Raw genomic sequence first — 18235 nt, forward strand, 5'->3', positions numbered from 1 at the left:
TTGATATTCACGACACCGAACAAAACCGTAGCGAGCGGAAGGGAGAGGTGGCCGAGAAGCGCAACCGTACTGTAGTACGGTGAGCATCGCAGGCCACCTATACCGACGCGCAGTAGGTTTGGTTCGGTGTCACTACACTTCATAATCCATGCATTGCCGCGCTTCCCGCACGGCGCCGAAGAACGGCTTGATTTTCACGTGCTCGGGATGGTTCTGGTAGGCGTCGAGCGCTTCCCTGCTGGCGAATTCGCTGTACAGGACGATGTCGTAGGTCGCTTCCAGGCCCGGCTGGGCCACGGCCGCCTCGAATGCCAGGATGCCGGGCACGAGGTCGGCACAGGCATCGAGCAGGGCCTTCAGTTTCAAGGCATTGGTGGCGCGGTCGGCACCTTCGGCGTGGTCCTTGAGTTTCCAGAAAACGATGTGCTTGATCATGGCGGCAGGCTGGTTGTTTATCAATGAAGCATTACTGTAACCGCTATCGCTCCGCTCTGCAGGAACAGCGGACGGAAGGCAAGCGGGCGGCCCTGGAAGCCGCCCGCTGACTGGCTTTGATCCAGATTACAGCACCTCGAACAGGCCGGCCGCACCCTGCCCGCCGCCGATGCACATGGTGACGACCACGTATTTGACGCCACGGCGCTTGCCTTCGATCAAGGCGTGGCCCGTCAGGCGCGCGCCCGAGACGCCATAAGGGTGGCCGACGGCGATGGCGCCGCCGTTGACGTTCAGGCGGTCCATGGGGATGCCCAGGGTGTCGGCGCAGTACAGCACTTGCACGGCGAACGCTTCATTGAGTTCCCACAGGCCGATGTCGGCCACCGTCAGGCCCGCCTTTTTCAGCAGTTTCGGGATGGCAAATACGGGGCCGATGCCCATTTCATCGGGTTCGCAGCCGGCCACGGCAAAGCCGCGGAAGATGCCCAGCGGCTGCAAGCCTTTCGCTTCGGCCACTTTGGCATTCATGACGATGGCCATCGAAGCGCCGTCGGAAAACTGGCTGGCATTGCCGGCGCTGATGACGCCGCCAGGAATGGCCGGGCGGATCTTCGCCACGCCGTCATACGTCGTGTCGGCGCGAATGCCCTCGTCGGCGGCTATCGTCACTTCGCGCGAGACCAGCATGCCGCTGGCCTTGTCGGCCACGCCCATGATGGTGGTCATCGGCACGATTTCCGCGTCGAACAGGCCGGCCGCCTGGGCCGCGGCGGCGCGCTGCTGGCTTTGCGCGCCATAGGCATCCTGGCGCTCGCGCGAAATCCGGTAGCGCTTGGCCACGGTCTCGGCCGTCTGCAGCATGGGCCAGTACACTTCCGGCTTGTGCTGCTGCAGCCAGACGTCGCGATACATATGCGTATTCATTTCATTCTGCACGCAGGAAATCGATTCCACGCCGCCCGCCGCATAGATGTCGCCTTCGCCCGCGATGATGCGCTGCGCCGCCAGGGCGATCGCTTGCAGACCCGACGAGCAGAAGCGGTTGACGGTCATGCCAGCCGTGGTGACGGGGCAGCCCCCGCGCAAGGCCACCTGGCGCGCGATATTGCCGCCCGTGGCGCCCTCGGGAAAGGCGCAGCCGACCAGCACGTCTTCCACTTCTTCCGCCTCGATGCGCGCGCGCTCGACGGCGGCCGCCAGCACATGGCCGCCCAGGGTGGCGCCATGCGTCATGTTGAACGCGCCCTTCCAGGACTTGGCCAGGCCCGTGCGGGCGGTCGATACGATGACGGCTTCATTCATGCTGTGTCTCCTTGTGGGAATGTTATATGGTCAATGATGGGGTCAATGATGGTATCTGCGGAATCAGAATAGCACATTTAAGTACGGTCGTTCGCAAAGTTGCGATGACCGTCATTTTTGTAAGCTTGGTGTAAGTTTCAAGCAAGCATGACGTAAGGTTCGGAGAACACACTCGCCCCAAGCTGTTGCAAGAATGGTCAAAAAGACCTCGGCAGCAGTTCACTATAAAACATAGGGAGACTCACCATGGCATCAACATCCGGCTCGGCCGACGTGCGGAAAGTATCCACCAAGGGAACGCCGATTACGCCCGAGGAACGCAAGGTCATCTTTGCGTCATCCTTGGGCACGGTCTTTGAATGGTACGATTTTTATCTGTACGGCTCGCTCGCTTCCATCATCGCCAAGCAATTCTTCATCGGCGACCCCACCACCACCTTCATTTTCGCGCTGCTGGCCTTTGCCGCCGGCTTCATCGTGCGTCCATTCGGCGCGCTGGTCTTCGGCCGCCTGGGCGACATGATCGGCCGCAAATACACCTTCCTGATCACCATCCTGATCATGGGCGGCTCCACCTTCATCGTCGGCTTGCTGCCGGGCCACGCCTCCATCGGCATCGCCGCACCGATCATCCTCGTCATCCTGCGCATCCTGCAAGGCCTGGCGCTGGGCGGCGAGTACGGCGGCGCCGCCACCTATGTGGCCGAGCACGCGCCTGAAGGCAAGCGCGGCGCATTCACGGCGTGGATACAGACGACGGCCACCCTGGGCTTCTTCCTGTCGCTGATGGTCATCCTGGGCACCCGCCTGGCGACCGGCGAGAAGGATTTCGAGGCATGGGGCTGGCGCATTCCCTTCCTCGTCTCCGTCATCCTGCTGGGTATTTCCGTGTGGATCCGCCTGGCCATGAATGAATCGCCGGCATTCGCCAAGATGAAGGCTGAGGGCAAGACCTCGAAAGCCCCGCTGACGGAAGCGTTTGGCAAATGGAAAAACCTGAAGATCGTCATCCTGGCCCTGATCGGCCTGACCGCCGGCCAGGCCGTCGTGTGGTACACGGGCCAGTTCTACGCCCTGTTCTTCATGATCCAGACCCTGAAGGTGGACCTGGCGACGGCCAACGTGCTCGTCGCCATCGCCCTGCTGCTGGCCACGCCGTTCTTCCTCTTCTTCGGCGGCCTGTCCGACCGCATCGGCCGCAAGTACATCATCCTCGGCGGCTGCCTGATCGCCGCGGCCACCTACTTCCCGATCTTCAACGGCCTGACCCACTTCGCCAACCCGCAGCTGGAAGCAGCACTGAAGAACTCGCCGGTGGTGGTGGTGGCCGATCCCGCTTCCTGCCACTTCCAGTTCAACATGACGGGTACCAAGAAGTTCCCATCGTCGTGCGACATCGCCACCGGCTTCCTGTCGAACAGCTCGGTGAACTACACGAAGGAAGACGCGCCGGCCGGCTCAATCGCCAAGGTGCGCATCGGCACGAAGGAATTTAGCTCGTTCAACGCCGTCATGACGGCCGATGGCCTGAACTTCGACGCGGACAGCAAGGCTCACGAAGCGGCGCTGAAGAAAGAACTGGGCGCCGGCATCAAGGAAGCCGGCTATCCTGCGAAAGCCGATCCGGAGCAGATCAACAAACCGATGGTCGTCTTGCTGCTGTTCATCCTGGTGCTGTATGTAACCATGGTGTATGGCCCGATCGCCGCCATGCTGGTGGAAATGTTCCCGACGCGCATACGCTACACCTCGATGTCCCTGCCCTACCATATCGGTAACGGCTGGTTCGGTGGCTTGCTGCCGACCACGGCCTTCGCGCTGGTGGCCTTCAAGGGCGACATTTATTATGGCCTGTGGTATCCGATCGTCGTCGCCCTGGCGACTGTCGTGATCGGCACCCTGTTCGTCAAGGAAACGAAGGATAACAATATCTACGCCGACGATTAATCTGCGGCACACCCCGGTCGCAAGGCCGGGGCTGCAAAGCAAAACGCCGCTGACTCGTCAGCGGCGTTTTTTTATGCGGCGCAGGCGACGGACTTACTTCTCGCTCTTGCCCTTTTTGAGCTGGTCGCGCTGCTGCACGTACTCCTGGTAGCTGGTCTGGTTGCGCTTGCGGCAGGCATTGCGGTCGTCAAAATTATTGAGGCTGTTGCAATATTCGCCGATCTTGTCCCGGTTCGCGTCATACAGTACTTCGCAGCCAGTGATGGCCAGCAAGAAGGGAACGATCAGATATTTCATTGCTACTCTCATGGATAAGGACGGATTGCGCGAAAAAAACACCAGATTACCCGCTGGATAAGCGGGCGGCTTTATCTTAACGCGATCTTGCCGGAAAGTACAAGCGCTCGGTATTACTTAATGGAAAGGATACCCGGCACAACGACCTGATCTGCGCCCGCCCCCTCGTTCAACAGCGGATTGCCGGCCGCAAACGCCGCCAGGTGTTCGAGCAAGACGCGCACGCGGGCCGGCAGGTAGCGCCGCTGCGTCCACACGGCATACACGTGGCGCGGCTGCGGCATCCACTCGGGCAGCACGCGCACGAGACTGCCCCGGGCCACTTCGTCGCGGCACTGCAGCAGCGGACACAGCAAAATACCGATGCCCGCGTCGGCCATTTCCACGGCCAGGCGCATCTCATTGACGCGCAGGCGCGCCTGCGGTTCGATCGCCATGTCGGCGCCGTCGCCGGGCCGCCGCAAGCGCCACGAGCGCAGCGGTTCGGCGACGATCAGCTCGTGCTTTTCCAGTTCCTGCAAGTCGCGCGGCACGCCGGCGCGCGCCAGGTAGGCGGGCGCGGCCACCATCACCAGCGACGCGCTGCCCAGGCGCCGCTGCATCAGCGAGGAATCGTCGAGCGCGCCCACGCGGATGGCCAGGTCGGCGCCGCTGCCGACCAGGTCTTGCAGCAGGTTCGACAGTTCCAGCTCCAGGCGGATGTCCGGGTACTTCTGCATGAAACTGACCCAGGCCGGCGTCAGCAAGCCGCTGGCGAAGTTCACGGGCGCCAGCACGCGGATGCTGCCCGAGACGGCCGACAGGCTGGCGTCGAGCTGCTGCGTCGCTTGCCGCAGCGCGTGCACGAGGGGCCGGCACTGCTCGTAGTATTGCCAGCCTTCCGCCGTCGGCTGCAGGCGGCGCGCGCTGCGGTTGAGCAAGCGGTAGCCAAGCTGGCTTTCCAGCTTTTGCAGCCGGCGCGTGACGGTGGCGGCGGGCAAATCCTCCTTGACGGCAGCCGCATGCAGGCTGCCCGCCTCGACAATGGAGACAAACAAGGCTAAATCATCGAGCATGATTGCATTTTCGGAATTTGAAATTAAAAATATGGCTCTAGTATAGATTGCCGCAAGTCGTTACGCTGTCTATTCTTACCATTTTGAAAGTGCCCCATGTCCGAAGCCCTGCGCTTGCGCTGCGTATTTGCCTTCCTGATGTCGCTGGTCATGACCTTGCTGATGAGCGCCTGGGTCACCTGGCTCAATATCGGCCTGCAGGCCGACTTCCTGCCCCGCTGGCGCCATGCCTTCTTCGCCGCCTGGCCCGTGGCCTTCTGCGCCGTGATGCTGTTCGCACCCCGCGTGCAGCTGCTCAGCCGCGGCATCGTGGCCCGACTCGCCGGCCGTCCTTGACCGCCAGTTGGCCGCCGGCAGTGTCACTCGGTCACTCCCGCCCACGACCGCCGTGATCCGGGCTATGCTATGGCCTTCCTTGTTTTCACGGCAAAATGCCCATGCTCGATCATGTCTCCCTCACCGTCAGCGACCTGGCACGCGCCGAACGCTTCTATGACGCCATCTTCGCCGCGCTGGACGTGCCCAAGGTGGGCAGCGACCATGCCAACGCGTGGATAGGCTATGGCGAGCGCAGCGATGCGGAACATCCCGAACGCAGCTATTTCTCCGTGCGCCTGGGCCCGCAACCCGACGACGCGCCGCGCCGCCATTGCTGCTTCAAGGCCCCCTCGCGCGCGGCCGTGGAAGCGTTCTGGCGCGCGGGGCTGGCGCATGGCGGCATCGACCTGGGCGCGCCCGGCCTGCGCCACTATCACGCCAGCTATTACGCGGCCTTTCTGTTCGATCCGGACGGCAACCGCATCGAAGCCGTCTGCCATCGCGCAGACGCCGGCTGACAGGACGGGAAATCTTGCTCTGTTCGGCATTTCCACTTCGTGACGATTTGCCTATAATGGCTGCCAAGCCATACCGGTCCCCGGTCCGTGCACCAAGAAGGAGTTTCATGCATCATCTATTCGACGCACGCCCCGCGCGCACCATGCTCCTCTCCAGCGCCGGCTTGCTGCTGGCCGGCTGTTTTTCCGGCTGCTCCCTGTTGCCGTCCTCGCCAGCCACGCCAGGCGTACCGGCCACGGCCGCCCTGCCCGACGCCAGCATCGCCTACACCGTGAGCGGCCAGGGCGGCTTGCCCGTGGTCTTCCAGTCGGCCATGGGCGACGGCAAGGATGTGTGGGCCAAGGTGGTGCCCGAAGTGGCCAGGCAGCACCGCGTGCTCGTCTACGACCGTCCCGGCTACGGCGACAGCAAAAAAACCACCACGCCGCGCGACCCCTGCACCATCGCCGCCCAGCAACGCGCCCTGCTGGCGCAAGCGGGCTTGACGCCGCCGTACGTGCTGGTCGGCCACGGCTTGGGCGGGCTGTACCAGTATGTGTATGCGAGGCTGTACCCGCAGGACGTGGCCGGCCTGGTCTTGCTCGATCCCACGCACCCGCAGCAATGGAACCGCCTGCAGACGGACGCGTCCACCTACGCCATGCTCGTCAAGACGCGGCGTAAACTCATGTTCAACAGCGCGGAATCGGCCGAATTCGATGCCCAGACACAATGCCTGCAGCATGTGGACATGGCCAGCCCGCTGCGCGTGCCCGCCATGCTGCTGGTGCGCGACAAGTTCGGCATCGAGGAAATGGGCTCGTTTGAAAACGTGGTGCGGGCCCAGGAAAAGGATTGGCAACGCCTGTCCGGCGCGCCAGCCATCGAGCGCATCACGGGCGCCGGCTACTACATCCAGAAGGACAACCCCGTCATCGTCAACGAGGCGGTCAAGATGGTGGCGAAGAAGAAATAAAAAAAGGGCAGAGAAATCTGCCCTTTGTCATTCAACAGCCCAACATCAACTATTGAAACCCTTGCCCTCGCCCGCCAGTTTCACCAGCAACGGCGCCGGCGTCCACGCTTCGCCGTGGCGGCCCTTGGCGTAGCCGTTGATGCTGTCGAGCACGTTCGGCAAGCCGACCGTGTCCGCGTAGAACATGGGGCCGCCACGGAACAGGGGGAAGCCGTAGCCCGTCAGGTACACCATGTCGATGTCCGATGCGCGCAGGGCGATGCCTTCTTCGAGGATGCGCGCGCCTTCGTTGACCAGCGCATACACGAGGCGTTCGACGATTTCCTGGTCGCCGATCTTGCGCCGAGCCACGCCGATGTCGGCGGAGTGCTGGACTATCATGGCGTTGACCTGTTCCGACGGATACGCCTTGCGGTCGCCCGGCTTGTAGTCATACCAGCCGGCGCCCGTCTTCTGGCCGTAACGCCCCAGTTCGCACAGCAGATCCGCCGTCTTCGAATACGTCACTTCCGGCTTTTCCACATGGCGGCGCTTGCGGATGGCCCAGCCGATGTCGTTGCCGGCCAGGTCGCCCATGCGGAACGGGCCCATGGCGAAACCGAATTTTTCGACCGCCTTGTCTACCTGTTCCGGCAGGCAACCTTCTTCCAGCAGGAAGCCGGCCTGGCGGCTGTACTGCTCGATCATGCGGTTGCCGATGAAACCGTCGCACACGCCCGAGACGACGCCCGTCTTCTTCAGCTTTTTCGACAGCGCCAGCGCGGTGGCCAGCACGTCCTTGCCCGTCTGCTTGCCACGGACGATTTCCAGCAGTTTCATGACGTTCGCCGGGCTGAAGAAATGCGTGCCGATCACGTCTTGCGGGCGCCGGGTGAACGCGGCGATCTTGTCCAGGTCCAGTGTCGACGTGTTCGAGGCGAGGATGGCGCCCGGCTTCATGACGGCGTCGAGCTGTTTGAACACGGCTTCCTTGACGCCCAGTTCCTCGAAGACGGCTTCGATGACGATATCGGCCTGGGCGATGTCCGCATACGCCAAGGTGCCGGAAACAAGCGCGATGCGCTGCTCGGCCTTCTCTTGCGTCAACTTGCCCTTTTTGACCGTGTTTTCATAATTCTTGCGGATCGTGGCCAGGCCCTTGTCCAGCGCTTCCTGCCGCGTTTCCAGCAGGGTCACGGGAATGCCCGCGTTGGCGAAGTTCATGGCGATGCCGCCGCCCATGGTGCCGGCGCCGACGATGGCCGCGCTGGCGATGCCGCGCACGGGCGTGTCGGACGGCACGTCGGGCACCTTGCTGGCGACCCGTTCGGCGAAGAAGGCATGGCGCAGGGCTTTCGATTCCGGCGACTGCACCAGCTGCATGAACAGTTCACGCTCGTACTTCAAGCCATCGTCGAATTGCATCGTCACGGCGGCCGCCACGGCATCGACGCATTTCAGCGGTGCGGGGAACGGGCCGGACATGGCTTTGACCGTATTGCGCGAAAACTGCAAAAACGCTTCGTGGTTCGGGTAGTCGACCTTGCGCTCGCGCACCTTCGGCAGCGGGCGCACGTCGGCCACTTTCGTGGCGAAAGCGACGGCGGCGGCCAGCAAGTCGGCGCCGGGTGCGATGACTTCATCGAACAGGGCCGTGCCGGCCAGTTTTTCGGACGCCACGGGCGTGCCGGAGACAATCATGTTGAGGGCCATTTCCAGGCCCAGCACACGCGGCAGGCGCTGCGTGCCGCCCGCGCCCGGCAAGATGCCGAGCTTGACTTCAGGCAAGGCCATCTGCGCGCCCGGCGCGGCCACGCGGTAGTTGCAGCCCAGCGCCAGCTCCAGGCCGCCGCCCATGCAGACGCTGTGGATGGCCGCCACCACGGGCTTGGTCGATTGCTCGACGACATTGATCAGGGTGTGCAGGGTCGGTTCCGTGAGCGCCTTGGGCGAATTGAATTCCTTGATGTCGGCGCCGCCCGAAAAGGCCTTGCCGGCGCCCGTGATGACGATGGCTTTCACGGCTGGGTCCGCCAGCGCCTGACGGATGCCGGCCACGGCGGCAGTGCGCGTCGCCAGGCCCAGGCCATTGACGGGCGGATTACTCAGGGTAATGACGGCGACGGCGCCGTTCACTTGATATTCAGCACTCATGTCTCTTCCTTATTGGTGTATAGGTTTTTGCTTGGCGATGAGGTGGTTGCAAGGGATGAGGCTGCACTATACCGCATAAAAGAACGCTCGTATTATTTTTGTCGGGTATACCCGGGCGCCAGCATGGTACGCCATGGTACAACATCGTTTAGGAAAAGATTCTGCTGCAAGCTGCCCGCACCAGTAGAAGCTATCACTTGCATATTCATTTAAATAATAAAACAACAATAATAATAACGGCGTTTTCTGATGCGAAGGCATGCGTTTGTTATATGCCGGCACGGGCCAATTGCGACAGTTCCTACATTATTTATTCCCGCCCCTTGTTTTTCGCCAGATGCTGAGGAATAATAAAATTGTTGATTCAAATCAATATTCTACAATTTATCCACTATAAGGCACACCGCAGGGCAAGCAATCGCGGCCGTTCATCGCGCATATTCTCACCGATTATCACCCGATGGCGACCGAGGCAATAACATCGCTGCCTTATATGGATAGCAGAAAAAATAATAACAGCAGCCTTATCGCTCCCCTTCCTCTTCTCACACCGAAGGAAATATGATGGACGCAGCCAGCCATGTCAGCCACTCCCAGGATCTGGACTTACAAGCGATAAATACTGCACTGAACCGTGTCCAGGCCGTCATCGAGTTTGAACTCGACGGCACCATCCTGCATGCGAATGACAATTTCCTGCGCGTCCTCGGGTATAGCCTGGCCGAGGTACAAGGCAAGCACCATGCCATCTTCTGCGACCCCGAATATGTGAAAACGGCCGACTACGCCGACTTCTGGGCCAGGCTGGGCCGTGGCGAGTTCGACCAGGGCGAATACAAGCGCCGCGCCAGGGATGGTCGCGAAGTGTGGATCAACGCTTCCTACAACCCCATCCTCGACGCGGATGGCAAGCCGTATAAAGTCATCAAGTTTGCCACCGACATCACCGCCAGCAAGCGCCGCAATGCCGATTACGAAGGCAAGATCGACGCCATCAGCAAGGCCCAGGCCGTGATCGAGTTCCGCCTCGACGGCACCATCCTCGACGCCAACGACAATTTCCTCAAGTCCGTCGGCTATACGCTCGACGAGATCAAGGGCAAGCACCACCGCATGTTTTGCCTGCCCGACTACGCCAACAGCGACGAGTACGCGCAGTTCTGGCACAAGCTGGGGCAAGGCCAGTTCGACGCGGGCGAATACAAGCGCGTGACCAAGGATGGCCGCGAAATCTGGCTCAACGCCACCTATAATCCCATCTTCGACGCGGAAGGCCGGCCCTTCAAGGTGGTCAAGTTCGCCAGCGACATCACGGCCCTGAAAAAGCGCAATGCCGAGTACGAAGGCAAGGTCAGCGCCATCGGCAAGGCGCAGGCGGTGATCGAATTCGACATGCAGGGCAATGTGCTCGATGCGAACGACAATTTCCTCGCCGTCATGGACTATGACTTGAGCGACATCCAGGGCGAGCACCACCGCATGTTCTGCGAGCCCGAATATGCGGGCAGCGCCGAGTACAAGAAATTCTGGCAAAAGCTCAACCGGGGCGAATTCGACGCTGGCCGCTACAAGCGCCTGGGCAACCATGGCAAGGTGGTGTGGATACAAGCCACCTACAACCCCATCCTGGACCTGAACGGCAAGCCGTACAAGGTGGTCAAGTTCGCCATCGACATCACGGACCAGGTGAACCTGGAAAACAGCATCCAGTCCAAGGCCGCCAACGACAGCCGCAAGGTCAATGCCCTGCTCGACTCGGTGGCGCGCACGGCGCAAGGCGACCTGACCTGCAAGATCGTGCCCGAGGGCGACGAGCCGATCGACCTGTTGGCGGGCGGCATCAGCAAGATGATCGGCGACTTGCGCGGCGTGATCGGCAACGTGGTGTCGGCCGCCAACGGCTTTGCCGACGCCTCGCACGCGATCGCCGAACGGGCCACGGGCGTAGCCGTGGGCACGCAGGCGCTGGGCGCCACGGTGGAAGAAATGAACGCGTCCATCGACGGCTTGACGTTCTCCATCAATTCCATCGCGGAAAATACCTCGAATGCCGATTCCCTGGCGAAAGCCACGCAGCAGGAAGCGGAAGCGGGCGCGCGCGCCGTCGCCAAGTCGATCGAGGCGATGGACTTGATCAATCGCTCGTCGGAAGACATCGGCGAAATCGTCAAGGTCATCAGCGAAATCGCCAACCAGACGAATATGCTGGCCTTCAATGCGGCCATCGAGGCGGCGCGCGCGGGCGAGCACGGCCTGGGCTTTTCCGTCGTCGCCGACGAGGTGCGCAAGCTGGCCGAGCGCTCCTCGCAAGCGACCAAGGAAATCTCCAAGCTGATCAACGAGTCCGTCAAGCGCGTCTCGACGGGCAGCGAAATCTCTCGCCAGGCCAGCGACGCCTTCGACAAGATCGTCTCGGGGGTGGCGAAGACCACCTTGGCGATCTCCGATATCTCGAAGGCGGCCAACGAGCAGCTGCTGACAGCGCGCGAAGTATCGACGGCCATCCAGTACATCGCCGAGGAAACGGAAAAGTCGGCCGCCAACTGCGACAGCATCGCCCGCTCGACGGATGGCTTGAACGAGCGCGCCGGCAGCCTGAACCAGACTGTCTCCGGCTTCGTGGTGTAGGCCATGAGCCATGCGGCCGCCTTGACGCCCGAGGTGCTGACGACCCTGATCGCGCTGGTGCGCGAGCATACGGGCATCGCCATGACGGCGCGCAAGAGCGTGCTGCTGGAACGGCGCTTGCAGCCACGGCTGCGGGCGCTGTCCCTGCACAGCTACCAGGCCTACCTGGAGCGCGTGGCCAGCGACCGCGACGAGGTGGCCCATTTCATCGACCTGGTGACCACCAACGACACCCTGTTCTTCCGCACGCCGTCCATCTGGGACTACTTCCGCGACCGCTACCTGCCCGCCTGGGCCCGCGCCCATCCTGACGGCTGCCTGTCCATCTGGTCGGCGGCCGCCGCCAGCGGCGAGGAACTGTATTCGATCGCCATGCTGTGCGAGCAATTCAAGCTGCAAGCGCCCGCGTTCCGCTACCAGATCCTGGCCAGCGACATTTCGCAGCAGATCCTGGGCGCCGCGCGGGCCGGCCAGTACAGCGGACGCTCCGTCGAGCGCATCCGCCTGTCGCACCCGGACTTGCTGCGCAAATATTTCACGCCGTCGCCGTATGGCGTCAAGGTCAACGACGAACTGCGCCAGCACGTCAGCTTTGCCCGGCACAACCTGCTCGACGCGCTGCGCCCGGCGCGGCAATTCGACCTGGTCTTCCTGCGCAACGTGCTCATTTATTTCGACGCCGAGCACCAGGAAACCGTGCTGCGCCAGGCGCGCCTGAGCCTCAAGGATGAAGGCAGGCTGATCCTGGGCGAATCGGAAAGCATCGCGCGCCTCGGTACCGGCTACCAATTCGAGTTTCCCATGATTTATAAGGCGGGACTGGCATGATCCACACGCACACTGCGGCCGATGCGCCGCCGCTGCACCTGGTTGGCATGGGCCAACTTAGCGTGGGCACGCATGGCGAGCAGCTGCAAGCCTTGCTTGGCTCCTGCATCGGCATCGGCTTTCTCTGGAAGAACGGTCCCTGCTGCGGCCTGGCCCACTGCCTGCTGCCGGAAGCGCCCGGCGCCGACCACGCCCCCGGCATCCCGAATGCACGCTATGTCAGCCAGGCCGTGCCCTCGCTGCTGCGCCTGATGGGCGTGCGCCAGGCCGATTACGCCGACATCGAAGTGGTGCTGGCGGGCGGCGCCAGCATGTTTGGCCCCGCAAATGGCCATGGGCGCCTGCAAGTGGGCCGGCAAAACGCGGCAGCGGCGCAAAAATACCTGGACCAGTGCGGCTTGCACGTCAGCTTTTGCGCGCTGGGCGGCCGCCACGGGCGCCAGTTGCTGATCGATTGCGCCAGGCACAGCTATGCCGTCACCGATGTGGTGGCGCCACCCGAATTGATTCCACGCAAGGAAGGCCTCTATGGATATGCATGAAGAAGGCGCCAGGGACACGGCCACCGAACTGTTCGGCTCCTTCCACCTGGGCGACGATGAATTCGCCCTGCCCGCCAGTTGCATCCGCGAAGTGGTCAACTATCCCGCCAAAGTCACCGCCCTGCCCCTGTCGCCCGCGTATCTGGAAGGCATGTTCACCTTGCGCGGCAGCGTCATTCCTGTGGTCAACCTGGGACGCTTGTTCCGCACCGATGCGCCGCGCGCCGTGGCCACGGACAAGATCGCCATCCTCGACTTCCAGCAAGTACTGATCGGCATCGTCTTCCAGGACACGGGCGAAATCCTGCGCGTGCCCGCCAGCGCCCGCAGCGCCCTGCACTATGCGGCCGGCGCCAGCCACGCCGTCATCGCCGGCACGGTCTTGCTCGATGGCGGCGCGCGCCTGCTGCAGGTGCTCGACCCGCAGGCCCTGCTGCGCATCGAAAATGTGCCCCACGTGCTGGCCCTGCAGGCGACTGGCGCCAGGCTGAACACGGCCCGTTACCATGCGCAAAGCGAACGCCGGCAGTGCGTCAGCTTCCATGCCGCCGGCGCCACGTTTGCCTTCGAAATGCTGGCCATCCAGGAAATCATCCGGGTGCCGGAACTGCACAGTTCCCTGCTGAACAGCGAACTGTGCCTGGGACGCATGCATTTCCGCGGCAGCCAGGTGGCCGTCGTCGACTTCGGCGCCCTGCTGCAGGCGGCCGGGTCCGGCAAGCAGGCCACCGGCGAGCAGCGCGTCATCGTCGTGCGCCTCGATGACACGAGCGTGGGCTTCCTCGTCGACTCCGTCGACAGCATCGTGCATTTCTTTGGCGACGAGGTATTGCCGATTCCGCTGCTGAGCAAGGCGCGCGCCTCCATGTTTGCCGGCTGCATCACGAAAGAAGGCCTGGGCGACATCATTTTCCTCGACCACAAGGGCATCCTGTCGCAGGCGGAGATCGTCGAGATGCGCGACGGCCACCAGCGCCTGTATCCCAGCGATACGGAAACGGCCGGCGCCGCCACGCACAAGGCGCAGCGCCGCGTCTACATCACGTTTACGGTGGAAACCCGCTTCGCCGTGGAAATCGGACAAGTGCGCGAAATCATCGATTTCAGCGGCGCCATCACCACGCCGCCGGGCATGCCGGCCTGCATGCGCGGCATGCTGAATTTACGCCAGCAAATGATCAGCATCATCGACTTGCGCCAGCTGTACGCCATGCCGCCCTTGCCGGACGCCAGCGCGGGCAAGATCCTGATCGTGGAACGGGGTGACGAGCGCTACGGCTTCCTCGTCGACCACGTCGATAACATCATGACGATTTCCGACAGCCAGCGCTTTGCGGCGCCGCAAATCATCCGCACGGGCACGCACGACGACTTGCGCAGCGAAATGGATGAAATGATCGATATCGGCACGGAGGCGCAGCGCCAGACCCTGTCCGTCTTCCAGTGCGACCATCTGCTGGAAAAGCTGGGCTCGGCGCTGCCGCAGGCGGCCTAGCCTTATTTACATCCCAGGCAGCTGGTGGCCCTTGAACTGCTCGCGCAGCTTGTTCTTCTGGATCTTGCCCGTCGCGCCCATGGGCAAGGCGTCGATGAACAGCACGTCGTCCGGCGTCCACCACTTGGCGATCTTGCCCTCGAAGAACTGCAGCAAGGCGTCGCGCGTGACCGCCATGCCGGGACGCAGCACCACGACCAGCACGGGGCGCTCGTCCCATTTCGGGTGGAATACGCCGATGCAGGCCGCCTGCAGCACGGCCGGGTGGGCCATTGCCAGGTTTTCCAGGTCGATGGTGCCGATCCACTCGCCGCCCGACTTGATCACGTCCTTGCTGCGGTCCGTGATCTGCATGTAGCCATCGGCATCGATGGTGGCCACGTCGCCCGTGGGGAACCAGCCATCCTGCAGCGCTTCGCCGCCCTCGTTCTTGTAATACGAGGAAATGATCCACGGCCCTTTCACCAGCAGATGGCCGTAGGCGACGCCATCCCACGGCAACTCCTTGCCCTCGTCGTCGACGATCTTCATGTCCACGCCGTAGATGGCATGGCCCTGCTTTTGCAGGATCTTGCGCTGCTCGTCCTTCGGCAAGTCCAGGTGCTTGGTCTGCAAGCCGCCGGCCGTGCCCAGCGGCGACATTTCCGTCATGCCCCAGGCGTGGATGACCTCGATGTCGAACTGGTCGATCAGGGTATCCATCATGGCCGGCGGGCACGCGGCGCCGCCGATCACCGTGCGGCGGAAGGTGGAAAACCGCAAGTTGTTCTGCAAGGCGTGGTTCAGCAGGCCCAGCCAGACGGTGGGCACGCCGGCCGAGAACGTCACTTTTTCCGCCTCGAACAAGTCGTACAGCGACTTGCCGTCCAGCGCCGCGCCAGGGAACACCATGCGCGCGCCGGACAGGGGCACGGAGTACGGCAAACCCCAGGCGTTCACGTGGAACATGGGCACGACGGGCAGCACGGTGTCCGAAGCGCGCACGTTCAAGGCGCTGGGCATGGCCGACGCATACGCGTGCAGCACGGTCGAGCGGTGCGAATACAGGGCGCCCTTGGGGTTGCCCGTCGTGCCCGACGTGTAGCACAGGGTGGCGGCCGCATTTTCATCGAACAGGGGCCAGGCGTAATCGTCGGAATGCGTGGCGATCAAGTCTTCATAGCACAGCAGGTCGGGGATGCCGCTGCTGGCGGGCATGCGCTCGCGCTCGCACATCAGGACGAAATGGCGCACGAAGGTGCAGTCGGTGGCGATTTTCTCCACCACGGGCAGGAAGGTCAGATCGAACAGCAAGACCTGATCTTCCGCATGATTCGAGATGTAGGCGATCTGGTCGGGAAACAGGCGCGGATTGATGGTGTGCAGCACGGCCCCCGAGCCGGACACGGCATAGTAGGCTTCCAGGTGGCGGTAGCCATTCCAGGCCAGGGTGGCGACCCGGTCGCCCATGCCCACCCCCAGGCCATGCAAGGCGTTCGCCAGGCGCCGCGCGCGCTGGTGGCAATCGCGGTAGGTGTAGCGGTGCATATCGCCTTCCACGCGCCGCGAAATGATTTCGCTGCCCCCATAATGCCGCGCTGCAAACTCAATAATGCTGGAAATCAGCAGGGGCTGATTCATCATCTGGCCCATCACTGGGCTCAAGGGGAATGCCGACATCGTGTCTCCTGGTTGGGATGCTCGGTGATTGTTGGAATTGACAGACTTTCCTTAGTCTCGTACGGTCGTGCGGAAATCGTCAACGCATTTCGATATTGCATTGCAGCATGGAATTTTTGATTCCGTTTTTTAAGCTCCCGGCCCTGCGCCACGCGCCTGGTCGCCGTGCGGTAAAATCGCATTCCAGGCTGGCGCACCTTGCCGGTCCATTTTTTGAATGGAATTGCCATCACCGCTCATACCTTACCACTGGATAACGCCTTCGCGGCCTTGCCGCCCGCGTTCTATACGCGCTTGATGCCCACGCCCCTGCCCGCCCCGTATTTCGTGGCCGCCAGCGCGCCGGCAGCGAGCCTGGTCGGCCTCGATGCCGCGCGCCTGGCGCAAGCCGATTACGTGGCGCTGCTGAGCGGCAATACGGTCGCCGAGCGTTCGCAACCGCTGTCGGCCGTGTATTCGGGCCACCAGTTCGGCGTCTGGGCCGGCCAGCTTGGCGATGGCCGCGCCATCTTGCTGGGCGATATCGCCACCGAACACGGCCCGATGGAGCTGCAGCTGAAAGGCGCCGGCGCCACGCCGTATTCGCGCATGGGCGACGGGCGCGCCGTGCTGCGCTCATCCATCCGCGAATTCCTCTGCTCGGAAGCCATGGCGGCGCTGGGCATTCCCACCTCGCGCGCGCTGTCCATCATGGGTTCGCAACAAGGCATCATGCGCGAAACGGTGGAGACGGCCGCCGTGGTGACGCGCATGGCGCCCACTTTCGTGCGCTTCGGCTCGTTCGAACACTGGTTTTACCGCAAGAAGCCGGATGAGCTGAAAATCCTGGCCGATTACGTCATCGACGGCTTTTATCCCCAATTGCGCGCCGCATCCAATCCCTATCAAGCCTTGCTGGCCGAAGTGTGCGTGCGCACGGCGCACATGATCGCGCAGTGGCAAGCCGTGGGCTTCATGCATGGCGTGATGAACACGGACAATATGTCCATCCTGGGCCTGACGCTCGATTACGGCCCCTTCGGCTTCATGGAAGCGTTCGACGCCGAGCACATCTGCAACCATACGGACCAGCAAGGCCGCTATTCCTATGCCAACCAGCCCCAGGTGGGCCACTGGAACTGCTATGCGCTGGGCCAGGCCCTGCTGCCGCTGATCGGCGAAGTGGAGCAGGCGCAGGCGGCGCTGGACGGCTACCAGAGCGCGTTTGCGGAAAGGATGAATGCCTTGCTGCGCGCCAAGCTGGGCTTGCAAACGAACGAGGACGACGACACGGCCCTGTTCGACGGCATGTTTGCGCTGATGCAAGCCAATCACGTGGATTTCACCAATTTCTTCCGCGCCCTGTCTACACTGCAAGTGGCCGCGCCGGAACGCGACACGGCGCTGCGCGACATGTTCATCGACCGCCCCGCCTTCGATGCGTGGGCGGCACAATACCGCGCGCGCCTGCTGCTGGAAAACAGCATCGATGCCGAGCGCCAGGCGGCGATGAACCGGGTCAACCCGAAATACGTGCTGCGCAACTATCTGGCGCAAGTGGCCATCGAAAAAGCCCGGCAGCAGGACTACACGGAAGTGGCGACATTGCTGGATGTTTTGCAAAAGCCATTTGACGAACAGCCCGAACACCAGCACTATGCGGCCCTGCCGCCCGACTGGGCCAGCCACCTTGAAGTCAGCTGCTCATCCTAAGGAGTCATTATGACCACCAATAAAGTCAAGAAAACCGACGCCGAATGGCGCGCCATGCTCGACTCGATGCAATACGAAGTGACGCGCCACGCGGCCACGGAACGGGCCTTCACGGGCAAGTTCTGGGACCACCATGAACACGGCATCTACACTTGCGTCTGCTGCAACACGCCCTTGTTCGCCTCGGACACGAAGTTCGATTCGGGCTGCGGCTGGCCCAGCTATTTCCAGGCGCTCGACCCGGCGAATGTCACGGAAATCGTCGACCGCAGCCACGGCATGCTGCGCACGGAAATCGTCTGCGCCGTCTGCGACGCCCACCTGGGCCACGTCTTCCCGGACGGCCCGCCGCCGACCGGCTTGCGCTATTGCATCAATTCGGCCTCGCTGCGCTTCGACCCGCAGCCTTGATGCTGGCAATGGCTTG

At 62.6% G+C, this 18235-nt stretch carries 16 protein-coding genes; 10 read left to right on the plus strand and 6 right to left on the minus strand.

Going from position 1 to position 18235, the window contains the following annotated elements; all coding sequences use genetic code 11:
• Positions 1-132 precede the first annotated feature (132 nt).
• Positions 133-435: a Dabb family protein gene (locus J0O65_RS03340; protein WP_215404129.1), complete on the minus strand. Its 303-nt coding sequence runs from the start codon at positions 433-435 to the stop codon at positions 133-135.
• Between the two features lie 126 nt (positions 436-561).
• Positions 562-1740, minus strand: a complete 1179-nt coding sequence (locus tag J0O65_RS03345; protein WP_215404130.1) for an acetyl-CoA C-acyltransferase — start codon at positions 1738-1740, stop codon at positions 562-564.
• Between the two features lie 246 nt (positions 1741-1986).
• Between J0O65_RS03345 and J0O65_RS03350 the strand changes: the two genes are divergently transcribed.
• A complete protein-coding gene (locus J0O65_RS03350; protein ID WP_215404131.1) occupies positions 1987-3687 on the plus strand; it encodes an MFS transporter in 1701 nt (566 codons plus the stop codon).
• Between the two features lie 93 nt (positions 3688-3780).
• Here J0O65_RS03350 and J0O65_RS03355 read toward each other — a convergent pair whose 3' ends face one another.
• Together J0O65_RS03355 and J0O65_RS03360 are read right to left on the minus strand one after the other, a co-directional pair.
• The gene (locus J0O65_RS03355) at positions 3781-3984 is read right to left on the minus strand and encodes a hypothetical protein (RefSeq protein WP_070218363.1); all 204 of its coding nucleotides are present in this window, start codon (positions 3982-3984) and stop codon (positions 3781-3783) included.
• Between the two features lie 113 nt (positions 3985-4097).
• Complete coding sequence (locus J0O65_RS03360) at positions 4098-5039, minus strand: LysR family transcriptional regulator (RefSeq protein ID WP_215404132.1); 942 nt, start codon at positions 5037-5039, stop codon at positions 4098-4100.
• A 96-nt stretch (positions 5040-5135) separates the two neighbouring features.
• Here J0O65_RS03360 and J0O65_RS03365 point away from each other — a divergent pair, with 96 nt between their 5' ends.
• The 3 genes from J0O65_RS03365 (at position 5136) to J0O65_RS03375 (ending at position 6831) form a co-directional block, all read left to right on the plus strand.
• On the plus strand, positions 5136-5375 hold the full coding sequence (locus J0O65_RS03365; protein ID WP_215404133.1) for a DUF2798 domain-containing protein: 240 nt from the start codon (positions 5136-5138) through the stop codon (positions 5373-5375).
• Positions 5376-5470: 95 nt separating this feature from the next.
• Positions 5471-5875 carry a VOC family protein gene (locus J0O65_RS03370; protein ID WP_215404134.1) on the plus strand — a complete coding sequence of 135 codons (405 nt, stop codon included), beginning with the start codon at positions 5471-5473 and terminating at the stop codon, positions 5873-5875.
• 107 nt (positions 5876-5982) lie between these two features.
• A complete protein-coding gene (locus tag J0O65_RS03375; protein WP_215404135.1) occupies positions 5983-6831 on the plus strand; it encodes an alpha/beta fold hydrolase in 849 nt (282 codons plus the stop codon).
• Positions 6832-6876: 45 nt separating this feature from the next.
• Here J0O65_RS03375 and J0O65_RS03380 read toward each other — a convergent pair whose 3' ends face one another.
• A complete protein-coding gene (locus J0O65_RS03380) occupies positions 6877-8964 on the minus strand; it encodes a 3-hydroxyacyl-CoA dehydrogenase NAD-binding domain-containing protein (protein ID WP_215404136.1) in 2088 nt (695 codons plus the stop codon).
• Positions 8965-9528: 564 nt separating this feature from the next.
• Here J0O65_RS03380 and J0O65_RS03385 point away from each other — a divergent pair.
• From J0O65_RS03385 to J0O65_RS03400, 4 genes are read left to right on the plus strand one after another with little or no spacing between them, the layout of a single operon-like run.
• Positions 9529-11592, plus strand: a complete 2064-nt coding sequence (locus J0O65_RS03385; RefSeq protein ID WP_251373363.1) for a methyl-accepting chemotaxis protein — start codon at positions 9529-9531, stop codon at positions 11590-11592.
• 3 nt (positions 11593-11595) lie between these two features.
• Entirely contained in the window at positions 11596-12420 is an 825-nt protein-coding gene (locus J0O65_RS03390; RefSeq protein WP_215404146.1) for a CheR family methyltransferase, read from the plus strand.
• Entirely contained in the window at positions 12417-12962 is a 546-nt protein-coding gene (locus J0O65_RS03395; RefSeq protein ID WP_215404147.1) for a chemotaxis protein CheD, read from the plus strand. Before J0O65_RS03390 ends, J0O65_RS03395 begins: the two co-directional genes overlap by 4 nt.
• On the plus strand, positions 12949-14457 hold the full coding sequence (locus tag J0O65_RS03400; RefSeq protein WP_251373366.1) for a chemotaxis protein CheW: 1509 nt from the start codon (positions 12949-12951) through the stop codon (positions 14455-14457). The genes J0O65_RS03395 and J0O65_RS03400 overlap by 14 nt, the downstream gene beginning before the upstream one ends.
• Before the next feature lie 6 nt (positions 14458-14463).
• Here J0O65_RS03400 and J0O65_RS03405 read toward each other — a convergent pair whose 3' ends face one another.
• On the minus strand, positions 14464-16116 hold the full coding sequence (locus J0O65_RS03405; protein WP_251373368.1) for a 3-(methylthio)propionyl-CoA ligase: 1653 nt from the start codon (positions 16114-16116) through the stop codon (positions 14464-14466).
• Between the two features lie 297 nt (positions 16117-16413).
• Here J0O65_RS03405 and J0O65_RS03410 point away from each other — a divergent pair, with 297 nt between their 5' ends.
• Positions 16414-17808, plus strand: coding sequence for a protein adenylyltransferase SelO (locus J0O65_RS03410; RefSeq protein WP_251373371.1), 1395 nt, complete (start codon positions 16414-16416; stop codon positions 17806-17808).
• Positions 17809-17817: 9 nt separating this feature from the next.
• On the plus strand, positions 17818-18219 hold the full coding sequence (msrB, locus tag J0O65_RS03415; protein ID WP_034784618.1) for a peptide-methionine (R)-S-oxide reductase MsrB: 402 nt from the start codon (positions 17818-17820) through the stop codon (positions 18217-18219).
• The last annotated feature ends 16 nt before the right edge of the window (positions 18220-18235 follow it).

It is taken from the genome of Janthinobacterium sp. JC611 (assembly GCF_018682595.1).
GTDB lineage: Bacteria > Pseudomonadota > Gammaproteobacteria > Burkholderiales > Burkholderiaceae_D > Janthinobacterium.